Annotated in this window: 20 protein-coding genes; 5 read left to right on the plus strand and 15 right to left on the minus strand. The window is 66.7% G+C overall.

Annotated features, from left to right (window positions below):
• Position 1 precedes the first annotated feature (1 nt).
• From ACFWFP_RS21180 to ACFWFP_RS21205, 6 genes are read right to left on the minus strand one after another with little or no spacing between them, the layout of a single operon-like run.
• Complete coding sequence (locus ACFWFP_RS21180; RefSeq protein ID WP_379297518.1) at positions 2-1,249, minus strand: MlaD family protein; 1,248 nt, start codon at positions 1,247-1,249, stop codon at positions 2-4.
• Between the two features lie 4 nt (positions 1,250-1,253).
• Entirely contained in the window at positions 1,254-2,108 is an 855-nt protein-coding gene (locus tag ACFWFP_RS21185; protein ID WP_379297519.1) for an ABC transporter permease, read from the minus strand.
• Complete coding sequence (locus ACFWFP_RS21190) at positions 2,108-2,947, minus strand: MlaE family ABC transporter permease (RefSeq protein ID WP_379297521.1); 840 nt, start codon at positions 2,945-2,947, stop codon at positions 2,108-2,110. The genes ACFWFP_RS21185 and ACFWFP_RS21190 overlap by 1 nt, the downstream gene beginning before the upstream one ends.
• Before the next feature lie 31 nt (positions 2,948-2,978).
• Positions 2,979-4,673, minus strand: a complete 1,695-nt coding sequence (locus tag ACFWFP_RS21195; RefSeq protein ID WP_379297523.1) for a nitric oxide reductase activation protein NorD — start codon at positions 4,671-4,673, stop codon at positions 2,979-2,981.
• A complete protein-coding gene (locus tag ACFWFP_RS21200; protein WP_379297525.1) occupies positions 4,670-5,485 on the minus strand; it encodes a CbbQ/NirQ/NorQ/GpvN family protein in 816 nt (271 codons plus the stop codon). Before ACFWFP_RS21200 ends, ACFWFP_RS21195 begins: the two co-directional genes overlap by 4 nt.
• Position 5,486: 1 nt before the next feature.
• Positions 5,487-6,611: a spirocyclase AveC family protein gene (locus ACFWFP_RS21205; RefSeq protein WP_379297527.1), complete on the minus strand. Its 1,125-nt coding sequence runs from the start codon at positions 6,609-6,611 to the stop codon at positions 5,487-5,489.
• Between the two features lie 253 nt (positions 6,612-6,864).
• On the opposite strand from ACFWFP_RS21205, the gene ACFWFP_RS21210 reads away from it, so the two are divergent.
• The gene (locus ACFWFP_RS21210) at positions 6,865-7,467 is read left to right on the plus strand and encodes a TetR/AcrR family transcriptional regulator (protein WP_379297529.1); all 603 of its coding nucleotides are present in this window, start codon (positions 6,865-6,867) and stop codon (positions 7,465-7,467) included.
• A 23-nt stretch (positions 7,468-7,490) separates the two neighbouring features.
• On the opposite strand, the gene ACFWFP_RS21215 is transcribed toward ACFWFP_RS21210, so the two are convergent.
• The 9 genes from ACFWFP_RS21215 to ACFWFP_RS21255 are packed head-to-tail and all read right to left on the minus strand — an operon-like array spanning position 7,491 to position 15,810.
• Complete coding sequence (locus ACFWFP_RS21215) at positions 7,491-9,005, minus strand: aldehyde dehydrogenase (RefSeq protein WP_379297531.1); 1,515 nt, start codon at positions 9,003-9,005, stop codon at positions 7,491-7,493.
• 55 nt (positions 9,006-9,060) lie between these two features.
• A complete protein-coding gene (locus tag ACFWFP_RS21220) occupies positions 9,061-10,305 on the minus strand; it encodes an amidohydrolase family protein (RefSeq protein ID WP_379297532.1) in 1,245 nt (414 codons plus the stop codon).
• Positions 10,302-10,637: a hypothetical protein gene (locus tag ACFWFP_RS21225; RefSeq protein WP_379297534.1), complete on the minus strand. Its 336-nt coding sequence runs from the start codon at positions 10,635-10,637 to the stop codon at positions 10,302-10,304. Before ACFWFP_RS21225 ends, ACFWFP_RS21220 begins: the two co-directional genes overlap by 4 nt.
• A complete protein-coding gene (locus tag ACFWFP_RS21230; RefSeq protein ID WP_379297536.1) occupies positions 10,634-11,905 on the minus strand; it encodes an aromatic ring-hydroxylating dioxygenase subunit alpha in 1,272 nt (423 codons plus the stop codon). Before ACFWFP_RS21230 ends, ACFWFP_RS21225 begins: the two co-directional genes overlap by 4 nt.
• A 33-nt stretch (positions 11,906-11,938) precedes the next feature.
• Positions 11,939-12,778, minus strand: a complete 840-nt coding sequence (locus tag ACFWFP_RS21235) for a TauD/TfdA dioxygenase family protein (protein ID WP_379297538.1) — start codon at positions 12,776-12,778, stop codon at positions 11,939-11,941.
• 20 nt (positions 12,779-12,798) lie between these two features.
• Positions 12,799-13,134, minus strand: coding sequence for a hypothetical protein (locus ACFWFP_RS21240; protein ID WP_379297540.1), 336 nt, complete (start codon positions 13,132-13,134; stop codon positions 12,799-12,801).
• Positions 13,131-14,438 carry an aromatic ring-hydroxylating dioxygenase subunit alpha gene (locus ACFWFP_RS21245; protein ID WP_379297542.1) on the minus strand — a complete coding sequence of 436 codons (1,308 nt, stop codon included), beginning with the start codon at positions 14,436-14,438 and terminating at the stop codon, positions 13,131-13,133. The genes ACFWFP_RS21240 and ACFWFP_RS21245 overlap by 4 nt, the downstream gene beginning before the upstream one ends.
• Positions 14,435-15,022, minus strand: coding sequence for a carboxymuconolactone decarboxylase family protein (locus ACFWFP_RS21250; RefSeq protein ID WP_379297544.1), 588 nt, complete (start codon positions 15,020-15,022; stop codon positions 14,435-14,437). The genes ACFWFP_RS21245 and ACFWFP_RS21250 overlap by 4 nt, the downstream gene beginning before the upstream one ends.
• Entirely contained in the window at positions 15,019-15,810 is a 792-nt protein-coding gene (locus ACFWFP_RS21255) for an SDR family NAD(P)-dependent oxidoreductase (protein WP_379297546.1), read from the minus strand. The genes ACFWFP_RS21250 and ACFWFP_RS21255 overlap by 4 nt, the downstream gene beginning before the upstream one ends.
• Positions 15,811-16,187: 377 nt before the next feature.
• On the opposite strand from ACFWFP_RS21255, the gene ACFWFP_RS21260 reads away from it, so the two are divergent.
• The 4 genes from ACFWFP_RS21260 (at position 16,188) to ACFWFP_RS21275 (ending at position 20,712) form a co-directional block, all read left to right on the plus strand.
• Positions 16,188-16,790: a TetR/AcrR family transcriptional regulator gene (locus ACFWFP_RS21260; RefSeq protein ID WP_379297548.1), complete on the plus strand. Its 603-nt coding sequence runs from the start codon at positions 16,188-16,190 to the stop codon at positions 16,788-16,790.
• Between the two features lie 146 nt (positions 16,791-16,936).
• The gene (locus tag ACFWFP_RS21265) at positions 16,937-18,460 is read left to right on the plus strand and encodes an LVIVD repeat-containing protein (protein ID WP_379297550.1); all 1,524 of its coding nucleotides are present in this window, start codon (positions 16,937-16,939) and stop codon (positions 18,458-18,460) included.
• Entirely contained in the window at positions 18,457-19,080 is a 624-nt protein-coding gene (locus ACFWFP_RS21270) for a DUF305 domain-containing protein (RefSeq protein WP_379297552.1), read from the plus strand. Before ACFWFP_RS21265 ends, ACFWFP_RS21270 begins: the two co-directional genes overlap by 4 nt.
• 36 nt (positions 19,081-19,116) lie before the next feature.
• Positions 19,117-20,712, plus strand: coding sequence for a GMC oxidoreductase (locus tag ACFWFP_RS21275; RefSeq protein ID WP_379297554.1), 1,596 nt, complete (start codon positions 19,117-19,119; stop codon positions 20,710-20,712).
• The last annotated feature ends 30 nt before the right edge of the window (positions 20,713-20,742 follow it).

Consider the following 20,742-nt stretch of genomic DNA (forward strand, 5'->3'; position numbering starts at 1 on the left):
TTCACCGTGGTTCTCCGGTGGGTGGTGGGGCGGGCACCGTCAGGCCGAGCAATTCGGCCAGGCTCGCGGCTTCCCTTGGTAGACCGAGGCTTTCGGCCACAATGTCGCGCTGCGTGAGCGTGTTCACCGACTGGTCGGCGGCCCCGATGACCGGTGGCCCCGCGGCGGGCCCGTTCGCGCAGCTCGCACCGGCCAGTTCGCCGTACCGCGGGCAGTCGGTGCGGGTGTATTGCTTGTGCGGGGTGAGCTCGACGATCACCTTGGCGGTGCCGCTCTGGGTCGCGGGTTGCCAGAAGTCGCGCGCGAAGACCTGCGCGATCCGGGTCTGCGAGGTCGTCATCTGCACGAAGTTGCCGCTGCCCGCGGCGAGTAGCTGCAGCACCGGGCCCAGTCTGGAATTGAGGTCGATGACAGTGTCGGTTCGATTGTTCAGCGCGGTGCCGACTGTCGTGGTGGTCGCGATACCGCCGGTGAGCAACTCGGACAGGCGGATTCGCTGCTCGGCGACACTGCGCAGCGGCGTGACCGCGCTGTGGAGCGCGGCGAGCAGATCGGGAGCCGATTCCTGGAGTCCGAGCACCGCGTCGGAGAGCCCGGTGAGCAACGCGGCGTCGTCGGAGGAGCCCGAGAGTTCGGCGTCGTAGGCCCGCACGATGCGCGCGAGCTGGGTGCCCGCTGCCAGCGCGTCCGCGCCGCGGCCGCGGGTCGCGCGTTCGACGGTTTCCAGGATCCCGACGGTGGGATCGGCGTCGGGACGTCCTACCGCGTCGACGATGCGGCTCAACGCGGTGAGCGAGGTCTGCAGCTGCACACTGGCTCGGCTGTGGTCCTCCGGTATCGACGCTCCGGCGCGCAGCGCGGGGCCCGGCCCGTTGTCGATGAGCTGGATCGAGGGCACCGCGAACACGTTGCTCGGGACGACCCGTGCTGTCACCGTCGCCGGAATGGTGGCCGCGTGCTCGGGCATCAGCTCGAGGCGCACCCTGTTGGGGTGGGCGCGGTCCGCGGCGACCACCTCCTGCACGGTGCCGACCAGGATGCCGCGATATTTGACGTCGGATCGTTTCGGCAACCCGTCGCCCACATCGACCAGCATCGCGGTGACCTCGATCGTCTGCGCGAACGCGCCTTCGGATCGGGCGACCATCGCCGCGACGGTGGCGGCGACGACGGTCAGCGCGGCGATCCCGCGCACGAACAGCTTGGTGTTGTTCAGATGCCTGTCATCGGACTCGAACACTATCGACATCGCGTTACCCACTGATCCTGGAGCCGGCGTCGAAACCCCACAGCGCCAACGTCATCAACAGATTCACCGAGATCATCACCGTGATGCTGGCGCGCATCGCCCGCCCGGCCGCGACGCCGACCCCCTGTGGCCCGCCGCGCGCGTAGTAGCCGAAGTAGCACTGGATCGTGGTGGTGATGGTGACGAACACGATCGCCTTCAGCAGCGAGTACACGACGTCGGTACCGCTGAGCACCAGGTCGAAATAGTGGGCGTAGGTGCCGAAGGATTGTCCGCCGACGAGCCCGACGAACAGTTCGACCGCCAGGTAGTCCGCGGCCAGCGCGGCCAGGAACAGGGGGATCACCGCCACGATCGAGGCGATCAACCGCGTCGAGACCAGGAAGGGCACCGGTCGGATCGCGATCGCGTCGAGGGCATCGATCTCCTCGGCGATCCGCATCGCGCCCAACTGCGCGGTGAACCGGCACCCCGCCTGCGCGGCGAAGGCGATCGAGGCCATGATCGGGGCGAGTTCGCGTGTGGCCGCGGTCGCGGCGATCATGCCGGTCGCGGGCTCCATGCCGAGCAGTTTCAAGGCGTTGAAGCCCTCGATGCCGACGATGCCGCCGGCGGCTGCGCCCAGGATGATCATCACTCCCGCCGTTCCGCCACCGACGATGAGCGAGCCATTGCCCCAGGTCACATCGGAGAGAATGCGCAGCGATTCGCGGCTGTAGTGGCGCAGCGCCACCGGTATCGAGACCACCGCGCGGACGAAGAACGTGAACATGTGCCCGAACCGGATGACACCGTGCCACGGCCCGGCCGCCACGGTGAGCACGGCCCGCACGCCGGGAGGGCGATACACGCTGGCCATTACAGCGTCGTCCTCGGGAACAGCATCGTGTAGATCTGGGTGAATCCGAGATTGACGACCATCAGCACCACGATGGACGCCACCACGGCGGCATTGACCGAATTCGCCACGCCGCCGGGCCCACCCCGGGTGTTGAGGCCCTTCTCGCACGCGATGACGACGACGATCACGCCGAACACCGCGGCCTTGACCATCGCCAGATACAGATCACCCGAGGTCGCGAAGGAGGAGAAGGTCGCCATGTAACTGCCCGGCGTACCGTCCTGGACATAGACATTGAACAGGTAGCCGGCGAGAAATCCGACGAAACAGCTGACCGCGGTGAGCGCCATCGCGATCAGGATCCCGGCGGCCAGCCGCGGCACCACGAGCCTGCGCAGCACCGAGACCCCCATCACCTCCATGGCGTCGATCTCCTCGCGGATCTTGCGTGACCCGAGATCGGCGCACAGCGCCGAGCCCACCGCCGCCGCCAGCAGAATCGCGGTGACCAGCGGCGCCGACTGGCGGATCACGGCCAGGCCGCTCGCGGCACCGGCCAGTGCCGTCGCACCGACTTGTCCTGCCAGCAAGCCGAATTGGATGGACAGGGTCGCGCTGATCGGCACTGCCACTGCCACGGTCGGCAGCAGGGAGGTCTTCACCATGAACATCGCCTGCCCGACGAATTCGTCGAACGGAAAGCGGCGCCCCGCGATATCGGTGACCAGGTAGCGAAAGGCATCCCGGCCGAGTTCGACCTGTCGTCCGACGGTCTGTAGCGCGGCGACGGGGTGGCGCCGGGTGTATTGCTTGGACCAGTCTTTGATCTCGGTGACCGCGGATGCGCTGGGTTCCACTGCGAACTCTCTTTCCGATGTCGATGTCGCGTCAGCCCGGTGTGGGCGCGGCGAGTTCGCGAAGGGAGGCCAGGAACAGTTCGTCCATGCGCGGGCTCAGTTCGCTCAGGGTGGCCGCGCCGGCATGACCGACGGAGCCGAAGACGCGTTCGAGGGCGTCGGCGGGCGTGGTGGCGCCGATGGACAGGCACAGGCACGCCACGCCTTCGGCGCGCAGTTCCTCCAGCGCCTTCGCGGCGTCGGCCTCGGCGTAGCGGCCTTCGTAGCCGTCGTCATAGGGGCAGCCGTCCGACAGCACCACCAAGAGCCGATTCTGTGTTCCCGCTTCGTGTTTGAGAATTTCGCCCGCGCCCCGGATCCCTGCCCCGAGACGGGTGTAGTTCGAGGGCGCGAGCTGATTGAGTCTGGCTCGACCGACAGCGCCGAAGCGCTGGTCGAAGGTCTTGATCGCCGGGAGGTACACCGCGTGGCGACCCTCGGAGCGGAAGGCGTACACCGCGACGCGGTCACCGAGCTCTTCGAGCGTCACGGCCAGGGTGGCGGCCGCGCGCCGCTGGTGCTCGTGCACGGACAGCCCTTCCAGATCGGCGTCGGTGGACGATCCGGAGGCATCGAGCAGGATCATGACGCCGAGATTGCGTTCGAGCCTGCGGTGTTCGAGGTACACGTTCTCCGGCCGCGAGTAGCCCGAACGCAGATCGACGAACAGGTCGATTAGCGCCTCGATATCGAGCTCGTCCCCGTCGGTTCGCCCGCGCAGCACCTTCGGGCCGAGCCCGACCCGAGCCAGCCGCCGCCGCAGCACATCGTCTTCCGGCACGCGCGCTGCCGCGATATCGGTGGGAGCGGTCAGCGGGAAATCGACGACTCGGCACCAATCCGGTTTGTACCGGTTGTTGAACACGTCCCACTCGGGATGGAGCGCGCCGCCGATTCCGGCGGCGGCGCCCGGCTTGTCGGCGTCGGTGAACGTGATCCGGGTGGGCAGCGGCCGGGCGTTGGGCCCGACCATCCGCGCTCGCCGTATCGCGCTGACCGGTGCCTCGGTGCCGCCGGGCGAGTCACCGTCGGAACGTGAACTGCCCATGGCCTTGCGCAGGAATTCCATCGCCGACTTGCCGCTGAAGAGGGGATTCTCGAAGAGTTTGAGAATCTTGCTCTCGTCGGACTTCTCGACGCTGTCCTCGATGTCGTCGTCGGCCTCGGGGACCTCGCTGAGGTCGAATTCCAGGCGCAGCTCGCGGTCGCTCGCTCGCCCGCCCGGGCCGGGATCCGAGGCCACCAACTGGGAGGGTTTGAGGGTACCGAACCAGGCGGGTGGCTCCTCGACGGGCGTTTTCCCCTTGGCTGCCGCGAGGGAATCCGCGGCAGTCGTGGTCGTGGGCGTGCCGCAGAGCCCGACCTCGGTGGCGAGCGGAAGCCGTTGGGCGAGCTCGGTGAGGACGCGACGGCCTTCGAGCGCCAGATAGCGGCGAGCCGCCGTCGGACGCCCGCGCAATGACCGCACCGACGCCGGATCCAGGCTCCCGGCGCCGAGCAGCGCGCTCTGCACGAGCACTTCGCGCCGCTGCTCGGCATCGGTCGCACCGCCCGACACGAACACGATCCGGCCGTTCGTATACGGGATCCCGCCCGCCGGCAGCTCTGCGATACCCACAGATCTGCCGGCGAGATGGGTGGCCAGGAGCCTGAACCGCTCGGGCCCGTTCGGATCGTTGTCGGTCATGGCCGGCCGAGGACGGCGTCGACGAGTTCGCCGAGGGCGGCGACGATATCCGCGTCATCCGAGAGCGCCTGCACCACAGCCGATTGCACGGCGGTACGCAGGGGCAATCCGCCCGCGACGAGGCCGCCGGCGAGGATCAGCATTCGGGTGGAGGACACCTCGCGCAGCGGCGAGTTGTCCAGGTTGCGGATGGCGCTGCCGACCGCGACCAGTGACCGCGCGGTCTCGGCGTCGACCCCGGCTTCGTGGGCGATCACCTCGCGCTCGATCTCGGGGGGCGGGAAGCCGAGTTCGATCGCGACGAAGCGCTGCCGAGTCGACTCCTTGAGGTTCTTCAGCACGCTCTGATAGCCGGGGTTGTAGGAGATCACCAGCTGAAACCCGGGCGCCGCCGGCAAGGTCACGCCGAGTCGGTCGACCGGAAGTTCGCGGCGGTGATCGGCGAGCGGGTGGATCACCACGGTGGTGTCCTGGCGCGCCTCCACGACCTCGTCCAGATAGAAGATGGCGCCCGACCGCACCGCCCGCGTCAAAGGCCCGTCCACCCAGACCGTTTCGCCGCCCTTGAGCAGGAAACGTCCGACCAGATCCGCCGAGGTCATATCCTCGTGTCCGGCGACGGTGATCAGGTCGCGGCCGAGCTCTGCGGCCATGGTTTCCACGAAGCGGGTCTTTCCGCAGCCCGTGGGGCCCTTGAGCAAAAGCGGGAGGCCGCCGACGGCCGCCGCCCGGAAGACCTCGACTTCGTCGCCGACTGCCCGATAGAACGGTGCCCGCGGAACGTCGAGTACAGCGCTGGATCGACTGGTCATGTCAGTTTCCTTTGTCGGTGTCGGCGAAGGGAATGATCTTCGGCAATTCCGCACCGTCGGGCAGAACGAGTTTCCCGTTCGAATCTATGTAGCCGCTGTTACGGAAAGGGACCGGCAGATCGGGATGCGGGCAGAGCCGGTCGGTGCCTTCACCGCAGATACCCATGTTGAAGTACGAGCGCTTCTGGATGTCCTCGGGCCAGGGATCGGTGTGCAGGGCGAAGAACTGCGCGGGCAGGTTGTAGCCCACGAAGAAGAAGGTGCTGACCGCCGCGAAGATCGCCAGAAAACGCGTGAACTGCTGTCGGACGAATCCGCCCTGGATCTGGTCCAAGCCACGTTCGACGACGGTCCGGCCGCGGTCGTCGGTGAAATAGCGCAGCGAGCAGAGGGCGGCCTGAACACCGCCCCACATCAGCCCTTCGTACAGTGGCCACTGATAATAGGTGCCGGCGTTGATCGACCATGCCTGGAGTGCGCCGGGATAGGTGAAAAGGCCCATCGGCATCAGGAACAAACCTTCGATGACGAGATCGAAGAAGAATGTCCAGACGAGCAGCACGCCGATCAGCCCCATGGTGCTGATATTCGGGAACCTCTGCTTGGTCTTTCGCATCACCCAGCAGCCGAGGATCGTGCACAGCAGGACGCCGTACGAATAGCCCGGTGCGTTCATCAAAATCGGTTCGGCCATCATGGCGCCCGGTTCGCCATAGGATTGCCAGCCCGGCACGTCCTGCACCCACGAGCCCCGGTTGAACATCCAGGTGTTGTAGGTACTCCACGTATTGAAGTAGTTCAGCAGGGGATCCTGGAAGAACATCAGACCGCAGGCCACGAACAGCATGCCGTCGAGCGTTATTCGCCGTTCCCGCAGCCATGGCCGGATGATGAAGAAATACAGGCCGATCGGCAGGCCGAGCAGGATCACCGCCGTCCAGACGGTGAGAATCACCTTCATGAAGGTCGGCGGATCGCTCGGTCCGGTGGGCACACGTTCGAAATTGGGGCCGGTAATCCAGCGAAGCCACACATATATCTGCAAGGCGAGGATCAGCCCACCGAGTGTGGCCCAGATCTTGACGGCTTTGCTGGTCGGCTGAACTTTTGCGCCGAGGGTGGCCACGTTGCTGAGTGGCTCGGTGACGGTGGTTCCCTTTTTCGGCTCCGACGGTCCGCTCACAGCGCACCTCCTCGATGAATTGTGGTGGTCCGATGTGCGTCTATGCGCTCGAAATTCGGAATGGAATCGGCGATGGCCGTGGAAGTCGATGGGGGAGTCATCGATCACGCTCCTGAAGTATCCGTACAACCAGAAATATACCACCGAGAATCTCAGATACTGAGGAGTTTCTTGGATTCGTGCCATAATCGCTGACATGGCTGAGCGGTGGACCAGAGATCGGAGACTCGAGCGCACCAGGGGGCTGCTCTTGGAGGCCGCCGAAGAAGTATTTGCCGAAAAGGGCTTCGCGGCGGCCACACTCGATGACATCGCGCATGCCGCCGGCTACACCAAGGGCGCGATCTACAAGCACTTCGCCACCAAGGAAGAACTGTTCCTCGGCGTGAACGATCGCTACATGCAGCGCTACTTCGACACCTTCACCGAGGTTTTGGCGGCGGCGTCGAAGGTGGGAGCCGAAGAGCTGGACCGAGTCGGCGAGCTGTGGCGCCGGCTCGGCGCCGACCGCGGCACCGAGCACGCCGCGCTGGGGATGGAATTCACCCTGTATCTGCTGCGCAACCCCGAGGTCAGGGAACGGGTCGCCGCCCGGCGGGAAGAGACAGTGGAAGCCCTGGGGCAGTTCATCATCGAGAATCTCGACCGGTTGGGAGCGACCTCGCTGATTCCGCCGATGACGATGGCGCGGGTGCTCATCCACACGACGCCCTCCGTCGTGCTCGGCACCGAGTTGGACAGCGTCGACCTCTACGGGCCGATCCTCGAGATGTACATGTCGGCGATCAAGCTGCCCTGATCGAAATTCCCGGCCCCGGCCGCTCATGTGCCGCGGATTCCGCTCGATGGCACCGTCGCGTGGATAGTCGCCTGCGGCAGAGCGGAATTCGCCGCGGGACGCGTCGACAGCGACACGGTGTCGAGGTAGCCCTCGAGGCCCTCGGCGCCGAACTCGCGGCCGATGCCGCTGTTCTTGACGCCACCGAAGGGCGCCACGGGATCCATGCTGTAGGGCTCGTTGATGCCGATGGTGCCCGCGCGCACCCGCTGGGCGATCGCCGTGGCGCGCTCGATATCGGGGGACCACACCGAGCCCGATAGCCCGTACTCGCTGTCGTTGGCCAGGTGCAGGGCGTGTTCGTCGTCGGCGTAGGCGATCACGCTCAGGACGGGACCGAAGATCTCCTCCTGCGCGATCCGCATGGAGTTGTCCACGTCGGCGAACAGGGTGGGCCGGACGTACCAGCCGCGCTCGATGCCCTCGGGCAGGTCGCTGCCGCCGACGAGCAGGCGGGCACCTTCGCGCTGACCCAGGTCGATGTAGTCCCGCACGCGCTGCTGTTGACGGTGCGAGACCATCGGACCGATTCGGGTCGCTGGATCGAACGGGTCACCGACGGTGAGGTTTTCGATCACACTCACCAACGCGTCGACGAAGTCGTCTCGGCGGTGCTGGGGGACCAGGACTCGGGTCTGGGCGACGCAGGCTTGGCCGCTGTTCATCAGCCCGGCCACCGTCATGCCGGTGGCCACGGCATAGGGATCGGCGTCGTCGAGCACCACCGCGGCTGATTTGCCGCCGAGTTCGAGGCTGACCTTGCGCAGCGCCGCGCCGCAGACCTCGGCGACTTGCCGACCGGCCCCGGTGGATCCGGTGAACGAGACCTTGTCCACGCCCGAGTGCGCGACCAGGTGCCGGCCGACTTCCCGTCCGGCGGGCAGGATGCTGACCACCCCGGGTGGCAACCCGACCTGATCGAGCAGTTCGGCCATGTGATGCGCGTCGAGGGCCGTCTCCGGCGACGGTTTGAGCACCACCGTGCATCCAGCGAGCAGTGCGGGAATCAGCTTGCCCACCATCAGGAACATCGGCATGTTCCAGGGAATGATCGCGGCTACGACCCCGACTGGTTCGTGGCCGACGACCACGTCACGGCCGAGGAACCCGGCTCTGGTGTCGCGCCATCGGTAGCCGGCGGCGATGTCGGCGAAAGCGCTCATCATGATGCCGGGCAGCTTGGCGTGCGCCGAGCGCGAGAAGGTGATCGGCGCACCCATTTCGGTGGTGATCAGCTGCGCGAGTTCGTCTTCGCGGGCGCGGTAATACCGCACCAGTTCGCGGATGATCGCCACGCGTTCCTGCGGGTCCGTGCGGGGCCACGGTCCGGTGTCGAATGCCGCGCGCGCGGCCGTGACCGCGCGATCGACATCCGCGGTCGTCGGGTCGGCGACCCGGGCGATGACCTGCTCGGTGTGCGGTGAGATCACCTCGACCGTCTCGTCGGTGGCTGGGTCGACCCAGTGCCCGCCGATATAGAGCTGATGACGTGGCGACATTGCTACCTCGGATCTGATGCGCGTATTCGTACTGCGGGCGAGCGGGTTTCGCTGATCAGGGCTTCTTGTGGACCCGGCCGTCTTTCATCACGAACCGCACGTCCTCGATGGTCGTGATGTCGGCGGTGGGGTCCCCGGGTACGGCGATGATGTCGGCCAGCAGCCCGGGTGCCAGCCGCCCTCGGTCGTCGACGCCGATCAGTTCGGCGCTGGTGATCGTCGCCGCGCGCAGTGCCTGCGCGGGCGTCATGCCGCGGTCGACCAGTGCCCACAGTTCTTTGGCGTTGTGGCCGTGCGGAACCGCGGGCGCGTCGGTGCCGCAGGCGATCTTGACGCCGGCGCGGATGGCCTTGCGCAAGGTTTCGCGCGCCCGTGGGAAGACTTCGGCGGCCTTCTTCTGGAGCGCGGGTGCGGCTTTGGAGACATCGAGCCCTTCGGAGAGGTAGCTCGTGGGCACCAGGAAGGTGCCCTGCTCGACCATCAGCGCGATGGTGTCGTCCTCGGCGAGGGAACCGTGCTCGATGCAGTCGACCCCGGCGCGCAGGCAGGCGCGGATGCCCGCGTCGCCGTGGGCGTGCGCGGCCACGTGCACTCCCGCCCGATGCGCTTCGTCGACGATCGCGGCCAGTTCCTCGTCGGAGTACTGCTGAGCTCCGGCGACGGTGCCGTGCGACATCACCCCACCCGATGCGGAGATCTTGATGACCTCGGCGCCGTATTTGATCTGGTAGCGCACGGACTCGCGGACCTGCGGCACGCCGTTGGCGCGGCCCTCCTCCACGGTGATCGGCATGATGTGTGGGGCCAGACGCTGAAACATCGTCGGATCGAGGTGACCGCCGGTCGGGGTGATGGCGTGTCCGGCCGCGACGATGCGTGGGCCTTCGAGCCAGCCCTGTTCGATCGCGCGGTGCAGATCCACATCGAGCAGATAGCCGCCGGTCTTCACCATCAGGCCGAGGTTGCGGACGGTGGTGAAGCCGGCGTGCAGGGTGACGCGGGCGTTCACCGAGGCCCGCAGTGTCCGATAGACCGGATCGTCCTGCACACCGTGCATCGGGTTGGGCAATCCCGAGGGATTGTCGGGCCCGCCGATGAGCAGGTTGACCTCCATGTCCATCAATCCGGGCAGCAGCGTGAGCGCGCCGAGATCGATGACCTGCGCGTCGGCGGGCACCTCGACCGGGTTGATCGCGGTGATCCGGTTGCCGTCCACGACGATCACCGCCGGCGTGTGCCGCTGCCCGGTCTCGACCTCGACCCAGGCAGCGGCCCGCAGCACGATGGACCGGCCGCTCACAGGGCGGGCTCGATCACGCAGGTCAGCGATGCCGACCCGGTGTCCGGGATGCGGGGCTGTCGCCACACCTCGATGGGAAACGACACCTGAATCATCGAATACAGCAGGTACATCAGGTTTTTGGCGTCCTCGGGCATGTCGTCTATCGAGAACTTGTCGCAGTAGGTGAGCGCGTCCTCGGCCCGTGCGGCGATCGCGTCGTAGAACCGCTGCATGTCGGGCATCGTGGAACTCAAGCGCTGGTCGTAGCGTTCGGTTTCGTCAGCCAGACACCATTTCTCGGCGAACTGCTCGAGATCTGCGAATTCGATCGGCAGTAGCTGCGCGCTCACCGCTCGGCCTCCGTACGCTCGCGTTGATAGTCGCCGACCCAGTCCGCGGCGACCTTGTGCAGGTGCCGGAGCAGGATCTCCTGGTCGTTGAGCTGGAATGTCGTCACCGCGCGCGACTCGAGCATGAGCTGGGTCGCTTCCAGCGTCGAAGAGTCCTGCAGCCCATATTCTTTGAAGGTGACCGCCGCCATTTCGCGGGCGACGCGATCGCGGGGGGTACGGGCGGGCGTGAAGTACAGGTTGCCCTCGAAAATGTGAGTGTTGTGTGAGGTCGGCCAGTACTGGTAGGTGAGATACCAGCCGCCGGACCAGATGAGAATGGTGAAATTCGGCCACAGCTGGAACGAATCCAGCCCCCATGGGTCACAGCCCGCGGGGTTGAGCCCGGCCGGCATCGCACCGAGATCGGGCACGTCCCAGGGGCCGAACAGGCCACTGCGGGTGATGTCCTCCATCGGTTTACGCATCGACGCGTCGAGTTCCCAGGTCACCACACCGGAGGTGCTGACCAGCCGGTGCGGTCCGTCGAGCTGGTAGTGCGGTGCTTCGAATCCCGCCTGCTGGGCGGCCACGGAGAAATTGTCGGGCGTCTGCTTTCCGTGCAGAATCGGCGCGTGGTAGAACTCCTGGAACGCGTCCAGGTAGAGCTTCCAATTGGCGCCGACCTCTGCCCGGTAGGAATAGCGTTCGGTCAGCGCGTCGAACGGGTATCCCTCGAGACCGGTCACCATCGGGCCCAAGAACTCGCGCAGTGTCTGACGTGGTTGCGCGGCGAGATTGACGAAGATGAATCCCGACCAGACCTCGCAGTGCACGCGCGCGAGCCCGAGGTTGTCCTTGTCCAGGTCGAAGAACTCGCTCTCCTGCTGCACGAAGTTCAGCGCGCCGTCGAGACCGTAACGCCAACCGTGGTATTTGCAGGTGAACTGGCGGCAGGTGCCGGAGGTCTCCTCGCGGGGAAACTCGTTCCACACCAGCTTGTTTCCGCGATGCCGGCAGATGTTGTGGAAGGCGTTGACGCTGCCGTCGCGATCGCGGACCAGGATGATCGAGGAGTGCGCGGCGTGGATCTCCTTGGTGAAATAGCTGCCGGTGCGTGGCAGCTGTTCGATGCGACCGACATTGAGCCAGGCGCGTTTGAAGATCGCGTCGCGCTCGAGTTCGAAGAACTCCGGCGAGATCGAGTCCTCGTAGGACATCGGCGCGGTGCCGAGTTCGGGGTAGTGCTGGGTCCAGCTACCCTCTGCGGGTTTGGGCCAACGAGCCATGATGTACTCCTGAAAAAAGCGGTATTCGGTGGGCTATTCGATCGGTTCTTCACCGAGCACCGTGGTGCGCAACATCTCTCGCGCGGAACCCGACGGGTAGGGCGCGGCACGGTGGATGACACCGCGGTTGTCCCAGATCACCGTGTCCCCGACCGCCCAGGTGTGGCGGTAGACGCGATCGGGTGCGGTGCAGCGGCTCAGCAGACCGTCGAGCAGGGCCCGGCTCTCGTCGGCGGGCATCCCGACGACGTGATCGGTCGACGCGCCGAGAACCAGTGAGCGCCGTCCCGTTTTGTGCGTCCAGATCAGCGGGTGTTCCTTGATCGGACGTCGGCGCCATGCCACCAGTTGTTCGGTCGTCGGGTCCGCGTTCACCCCGCGCTGCGACGCCTCGAGCGAATGCACCACGCGCAAGGAACGCAGAGAATCTTGTTCCGCGGCGCTCAGGTCGTCGAAAGCCCGGTAGGTGCTGGCGAATTCGGTCTCTCCGCCGGTGGCGGCGACGGCCTTGGCGGTGAGCACGGTCGCCATCTGCGGGTACGCGTCGTCTTCGGGCGTGCAGCCGTCGATATGCCAGTCGAAGGTCGCGCGCAGGTAGCTCGCCGACGAATTCTTGGTGGTGTCGAGGCTGACCCGATAGATGCCCTCCACCGGATGGTGCCCGGGTGAGGTGTCCACCTGTCCGAGCGTGCGGCAGAACGCCACCTGGGTTTCGGGATCCAGATGCAGGTCCCGGAAGACCAGCACTCCGTTCTCCTCGAGGGCCGACATCACGGTCGCGGCGACGCTGCTGTCGTCGAGCAATTGCTCGCGCCGGACGCCGATGACCTCGGCTCCGACGGCCTGGCCGAGTTTCTCGATGGTAATCGTCATGATGGAAGTTCCTTCGTGTCCTACGGCCAGGGAGCGCTGACGCGCGCGAGTTCGGCGTCGGCGCTGTCGACGGGCTTGGGTTGTTGGAAGATCTCGACGGCCATCGCGACCATGACCAGCGAATACACCAGGTGCAGCAGGTGTATCGCGTCCTCGGGCAATTCCTCGAGCGAGAACTTGTCGCAGTAGGACAGGGCGTCCTCGACGCGCGGGAAGCACGCGTCGTAGAAGTCGATCAATTCCTGCATGGGGCTGGCCAGGCGGCGGGCGTAGCGCTCGGCTTCGGTCTGCAGGCACCAGTTGACGGCGAACCGTTCGAGGTCGGCGAAGGCGGGCGGCAGCATGGTCGATGTCATCGCGCATCGACCCCGGCGAGCTCGTGCCGGTACACGTCGACCCAGTCGGCGACGGCCTTGTGGAAGTGGCGCACCAGGATTTCCTGATCATTGACCGGGAATTGGGTCAGGCCGGCGGTGCGATACGCCGATTCCAGCGCGGTCTGGGTGCCGGTGAGCATGCCCGCGTCCTGGAGCGCGAACTCCTTGAAGACGACCGAGGCGACCTCGTGCTCGACCCGTTCGCGGACTGTGCGCGCGGGCTGGAAGCACAACATTCCCTCGAACCGGTGGGAGTGGTAGGAGGTCGGCCAATAGCGGTAGAGCAGATACCAGCCGCGGTAGATGAGGATCTCGATATTGGGGAAGATCTGGAAGTTGTCGATGCCCCACGGCTCGATTCGGCCAGGGTTCAAGCCCTTGGGCAGCTCTCCCAACTCCGGCGACTCCCACGGGCCGACCAGGCCGCTACGGGTCACTCGTTCGATCGGATACATGAACTCCGGCGGCATCGTCCAGCGTCGCGCGCCGCCGGTGGAGACCATCCGGTGTGGGCCGTCGACCTGGAAATGCGCGCACTCGAAACCCTTGCCCGGGGTGCGCACCGCGCTGGGAACCTGCTGCGAGTGCAGCCCGGGCACGTGGTAGTACTCCTGGAACGCGTCGGCGAACAACTTCCAGTTGCTCTGGTTGTCGGCGCTGAATTCGTACCATTCGGTCATCTTGTCGAACGGGTAGCCATCCAGATCGGTGATCATCGGGCCGAGGAATTCCCGCAGGGTCTGGCGCGGCGTGGCGTCGAGGTTGACGAAGATGAAGCCGGCCCACACGTCGCAGTGCACCGGACTCAGGCCGAGCTGTGATTTGTCGAGGTCGAAGAACTCGTTCTCCTGCTGGACGAAGTTCAGCGCGCCGTCGAGGCCGTAGCGCCAGCCGTGGTATTTGCAGGTGAACTGGCGGCACATTCCCGAGGTTTCGTCTTGGGGAAATTCGTTCCAGACGAGCTTGTTGCCGCGATGGCGGCACACATTGTGGAAGGCCTTGACCGAACCGTCGTGATCACGCACCACGATGATCGACGACCGCGCCACATCGAGTTCTTTGGTGAAGTAACTTCCGGTCTTCGGTACCTGTTCCACCCGACCCACATTGAGCCAGGCGCGCTTGAAAATGGCCTCGCGCTCGAGTTCGAAGAACTCGGGCGACACCGAATCCTCGAACGACATCATCGACGTTCCGAGCTCGGGATAGTGCTGGGTCCAGGTGCCTTCGGGCGGTCTCGGCCATTGATGGGGCGCGGCCGGTTCGTCGGCGACTTTGCTCATGATCGCTCCTCCTGTTCGGGGTCCGGTTGCAGGGCAACGCTGTTGAACACCATCGCCAGACACAGATAGGAGCCGGCGAGGAACAGCAGCTCGATCAGCTGCCGATTGTCGAAATGGAGTTCGAGCTGGGCCCAGGTGGCGTCGTCGACGCGATGTCGATCCAGCAGTTGGTCGGTCATCGCCAGCAGTGCACGTTGCACCGGCGACCACACCGGCGCCTGCGGTCCGTAGCGCACCGCCTCGATCTGCTCAGCGTCGACGCCGAGCGACATGGCGATCCGAACATGCTGTGTCCATTCGTAATCCGACTCGCTGCGCCAGGCGACCCGCAGGATCACCAGCTCGCGGTCACGCGGGTCGACGGTGGGACGCTCGATCAGCAGGCCGTTGTAGGCCAGCCACGCACCGGCCAGTTCGGGGTGGTGGGCCAGCACGCCGAGGACACCCGGCATCGCCGGGGCATCGGGTGCTCCGGAGAGGTACCGATCGGCCGATTGCACGTGTCCGCGCAACATCGCGCGCGTCTTCTCGTCCCACTCCCGGACCGGCAGGGGCATCAGTCGAGCAGCGGCGGACAGGCTCATATCACCGACCCGCCGTTCACGCCGAGGACCTGCCCGGTGATGTAGCCGGCTTGCTCCGAACACAGGAAGACGCACGCGGCGGCGATGTCCTCGCCGGTTCCCAAGTGCCCGACCGGGATCGCCGCGGCCATCACGGCACTGGCGGGCAGATGGCCCGCCGCCTGCGACTGGCGCGACATGGGCGTATCGATGCCCGAGGGCGGAATAGTATTGACCGTGACACCGGCGGCGGCGTATTCGCGCGCCAAGGCCTTGGTCATCGCGAGGACAGCGCCTTTGGACGCGGTGTAGTGCACCATGCCCGGCGAGCCGCGCTGCGCGCTCGACGACGAGATCGTCACGATACGACCCCATCCGGCCGCGACCATGTCCGGCACAACGGCTTGCGCGCAGTGGAACACCCCGTTCAGGTTCACGTCGACAACGCGGTTCCAGGCCTGTGGCGTGATGTCGGTGAACGGCGCGAAATCGACGGAACCCGCACTGGTGACGAGGATTTCGATCGCCCCGAATTCGACCCGGACCTTGCCGATCGCCTCCCGGGCCGCGTCGCGATCGGTGACATCGACCGCGCAGGCCATCGCCGTCGCGCCGGTGGCGCGCAACTGTTCGGCGACTCGCTGCGCGGCCGCGCCGTCCACGTCGAGGACCGCGACCCGATGTCCGGCAGCGGCGAACGCCACGCAGATCGACAGTCCCATACCGGAGGCGCCGCCGGTGACCACCGCAACCCGAGCTGGTGACCGGCCGCCTACCGCCGCCGAGGCCGTTGTGGCTGTGTTGCTCATATCCGTGTTCCTCTGCTCGTCGGCAAGGTGGGCCGTCGCCGAATCCCGGTGCGCGATGGCGCCGTGGTCGGCGCGGGGGAGGCACATCCTCCAGGGATGGGGTGGGTCGCGATGGACCAGCCGTCGGTGGGCTGCCGGAATGGCCGAGAAGGCCTGTTCCTTTATTAATCGAGTGCTCAATTTGAGCGAGTGATTAAGATATACGTGACGGCGCTCACCACTGTCAAGAGTCGGATTCGTGAACCGGCCTTGTCACCGATCGCGGCCCCGCACGGCCGTAAACTGGTGAACCCCAACACCGCTGGGCGCTGTCTGACCATGAACCGCGATCCACGCGACCGGCCACAGCGCCTGTCGCACGACAGACAGGTCTGCATGTGAAGCCCGAGCACAGCTCTGACGCCGAGAACTCCACGTCCCGCTCCGCGCTGCTGGACGCGGCCGAGCACATCATGCTGGAGGAGGGCTACGCCGCCGTCAGTTCCCGGCGCCTCGGCACCAGGGCCGGGGTGAACCCCGCGCTCGTCTACTACTACTTCGGCAACATGGACAACTTGTTCGTCGAACTGTTCCGGCGAGGAGCCGACCGCAGCTACGAACGTCAGCTACGGGCGCTGGAATCGGCCCAGCCGCTCTGGGCGCTGTGGGACTCCATTCACGACCAGTCGCACACCGCACTGACCATGGAATTCGTCGCGCTGGCAAACCACCGGAAGGCGATCCGGGCCGAGATCGCCGATTCCTCGCGGCGATTCCGCTCGCTGCAACTCGACGCCGTGGCGCAGATCCTCGCCGGCTACGGCGCGAGCGCGGCCGGCTACACGCCCGGCGCCCTGGTGTTGCTGATGTCGAGTATCTCCCGCTTCCTGCGGATGGAGGAGGCCTTCGACGTCGATACCGGCCACGCGGAGGTCGTTGATCTCATCGAGTCGTTCCTGCGTGAGGTCGAGGGGGAGCGGCGCGACCGGGTGCGGTCGTGAACCTGCAGGTGGTGAAGGTGTGTCGGGTGGGCCGTACTGATTTGCCGGATTCGGGTTCACCGCCGCCCTCGAGTGGTACCGTCTGCGACCAGTAACACGGTTACTACTCGAGAAAGGCGCCTCTGATCGGGGCGACGACAGCACTCATGATCACTTTTTCTGCCCGTGCGCATCGGCGCGCCGGACTGATACTCGTCGCCGCGTTGCTGGCCTCGATCGGTGCGGTGACCGCGCATTCCGCGCCGTCCGCGACCCGCATCGACTGTCTGCCCGGTTCGGCTCCCGAACCCGGCCTCCAGGGCGATGTTTCCGCCGCCGACCGCGACAGCGGTCGTTCTCGGGACGGGTTCCGGTGCAACATGCGGCTACTCGGTGCCGCGAGCGGACAGGGCGGTGGCATCACCTCGGTGACTTTCGAGCACTGCGCCTACATCGGCACGCTCTTTCCCGGCCACCATCTCGGACCGGACAGCGGCGTGCGGGTCCTCGACGTGCGGGACCCGGCCGCACCCGTGCACACCGCGACGCTGACCGAGCCCGCGATGCAGGCGGGAACCTGGGAGAGCTTGAAAGTCAACAAGACTCGCAAACTCCTGGTCGGTGCGGGTGTCCCGTTCCTGACCGGAGCGGGCCTGCTCTCGGTCTACGACATCAGCGACTGCGCGCATCCACGCCTGCTGAATCCGGGTGCCGGAACCGATCTGTCCCAACCGCTGCCGATCATCGCTCATGAGGGCGGCTTCTCCCCGGACGGCCGCACCTACTGGAGTTCGGGCACCGCGCCGGGCCTGCTCAGCGCGGTGGACCTGACCGACCCGGCGAATCCGCGGGTGGTATGGCAGGGGTTGCCCGGCCTGTCCATGCACGGGGTCGGCATCTCGCCCGACGGCAACCGCCTCTACCTGGCGAACAATTTCGGCGGGATGAAGATCCTCGACATCAGCGCGGTCCAGCGGCGCGACCTCGCGCCGCAGGTTCCCGAGCTCGCCGATCTGACGTGGACGGACGGCTGGGCGACACAGCACGCCGTTCCGGTGACCTACGGGGGAGTACCCCACGTGTTCGCCGTCGACGAAGCCGGATCCGGTGGGGTCAAACTCATCGATGTCTCCGACGAGCGTCATCCACGGATCGTTCGCTCGATCAAGCTCGAGATCAACCTGCCCGAACACCAGGACTCGATGCTCGCCTCGGCTGCGGGCGGCTCGCTGTTCTCCTACGACGCGCACTACTGCGCCGCCGACCGGCCCGCCGATCCCACGGCCTTGGCGTGCGGCTGGACTTCGTCGGGAATCCGCGTCTTCGATGTGCGTGACCCCGGAAACGTCACCGAGATCGGCTATTTCAACCCGCCCGCCCGGACGGGCGAGAACCAGGCGCTGTCGAACTCGCCGCATGCGCTCTCCTCGATCATCGGCCTGCCGATCCTGGCGGCACCCTCGGTCGCGCAGGCGATCCTGGGGGGCGAATTCGATCCCGCGCAGGCACTGAGCCCACGGACCGGTATGGCGGCCTCCGGTGACCTGTCCACCGACTGGTGCTTCTCGCCGCCGGAATGGCGCGGAAACCAGCTCTGGACCACCTGCGCCGACAACGGATTCATGGCGCTGGAGCTGTCACCCCAGGTCTACTCCCCGCCGTCCGACCAGAACTCGACCACCGGATCATGATCAGGCGCAGCGGATTCCGCTTCGCCGCGTTCGGTGCGCTCGCCCTGCTGCTGCTCGCGATGGGTGCGGCGCTGCGGCCCGTGCTGCCCGCCGGCGCCACCGCCCCGGCGGTTCTGAACGAGATCGAGATCGGTTTCGTGCAGGACATGGTGGCCCACCACGGCCAAGCGCTGGTGCTCACCCAGCGGCTCGACGCCGACGCTGATCCGCTCGTCGTCGGTCTGGCCCGGCAGATCGCCGACAGCCAGCGCACCGAACTGGGAATGCTGCTCGGCTGGCTCCGCTTGGCCGGCGCACCCGTCGTCAATCCGCGCCGGATGGCGTGGATGCCGGATGCCGAACAGACACACCGGCATTCGGGCACCGAGACGGACCGGACGATGCCGGGGTCTGCCTCGGCCGCCGAACTCGACGAGCTCTCCGTCGCGCGCGGAACCCAGGCCGAGATCGTTTTCCTGCGGCTGATGCGGCGCCATCACGCCGGTGGGGTCGAGATGGCCGCCGCTGCCGATGCCCTGCTCACCGGCGGCGAGGTCGACCGCTCGGCCCGCGAGATGGTGCGCACCCAGGGGCAGGAAATCGGGCTGATGTCCCTCCTACTGAACCGGCGCGGGGACTGACCCGTGCCCGGACAACGACACGATGAAGGTACCGCTATGTCTACGATGACCCGCCGTTCCCTGTTCAGTGGTGCCGCCGCCGCGGGCTTGCTGCTCGCATCGTCGCGCGCCGCCGCCGCGCAGAACGGGATAGCCGCCCGAACCGGTGGTGTCCCGCTGACCAGGGAGGAACGCAGGGTGGTGGTGATCGGCTCCGGCTTCGGTGGCGGCGTCACCGCGCTGCGACTGGCCCAGGCCGGGGTGCCGGTGCTGATGCTCGAGCGCGGCAAGCGCTGGGTCACCGGGCCGAACACGGAGACCTTCCCGCATGCCACCCAGCCCGACAAGCGGTTGCTCTGGCATCGCTCCAGCCCGTCACTGTTCGGTACGCCACTGCTGTTCGAGCCCTACACCGGACTGGTCGAAGCCGTCGCGGGCAGCGGGATGACGGCGCTGTGCGCGGCCGGTCTCGGCGGCGGATCGCTGGTGTATCAGGGCATGTCGCTCCAGCCGACCCGCGAGGTGTTCGAAACGCACTTCCCGGCCGGGCTGAATTGGCAGCAGATGGACCAGGTGTACTACCCCCGCGTCGCGCGCATGCTCGGCCTCGCCACCGCGCCGGACGAGCTGGTCAACAGCGCGCCCTACGCGGCCGCACGGGTCTTCGCCGATCGGGTGCGCGGGGCCGGGATGCCGCTGTCGAAGATCCCGATGCCGATCGACTGGAACTACGCGCTGGCCGAATTGCGTGGGGAGATGACGCCGTCCTACACCAACGGCGACGGCGCGATGGGCGTGAACAACGGCGGCAAGAACACCGTCGATGTCACCTATGTCGCGGCCGCCGAGGCAACCGGGAAGGTCGACGTGCAGACCCTGCACGAGGTCACCGACATCGAGCGGGCGCCCGACGGTCGCTGGGTGGTGCGGGTCGACCGTCTCGACACCGCGGGCGTCGTTCAGGAGAACAAGATCATCACCACGGGCACCCTGGTGCTCGCCGCGGGCAGCCTCAACACCACCCGCCTGCTGGTGCGGGCCGGCGCCACGGGCGCGATCCCGGATCTGCCGGACGAACTGGGCAAGGGCTGGGGCACCAATGCCGACCGCATCTATGTCTGGCGCGATCCGGCGGCGGGTTTCGGTACCGCGCAGGGCGGTCCGGTCGTCTACGGCAGCAAGAACTGGGACGATCCGCACTCGGCGTTCACGGTGATCCAGGCGTCGCTGCCACCGCTGTCGATGGACGCGGGCAGCACCATGCTGGTCGGCTACGGCGTGAGCGAGAGCCGCGGCGAATTCGTCTATGACACGGGCTCGGATGCCGCGACACTGCGCTGGCCCTCCGACGGCGACCAGGCTATCCAGGTGGGCCACATCGACCCCGCCGTGCGGCGGATCGCGGGACCGGGCGCGCAGGTGCTCGACACCAACGCGGTCTTCCCGTCCACCTGGCATCCGCTCGGCGGCGCGAACATGGACAGCGTGTGCGATCTGGACGGTCGGGTACGCGGTCAGCGCGGCCTCTACGTGCTCGACGGCGCCCTCATGCCCGGCAACACCGCGGCCTGCAACCCGTCCATGACCATCGCCGCGATCGCCGAACGCGCGGTGGATGTCCTGGTGCGCACCGATGTGGGTGCCGTGATCTGAGCAAGGGACGCGGACGAGAACGGGCGGGCG

This window comes from Nocardia sp. NPDC060249 (assembly GCF_042728755.1).
Taxonomy (GTDB): domain Bacteria; phylum Actinomycetota; class Actinomycetes; order Mycobacteriales; family Mycobacteriaceae; genus Nocardia.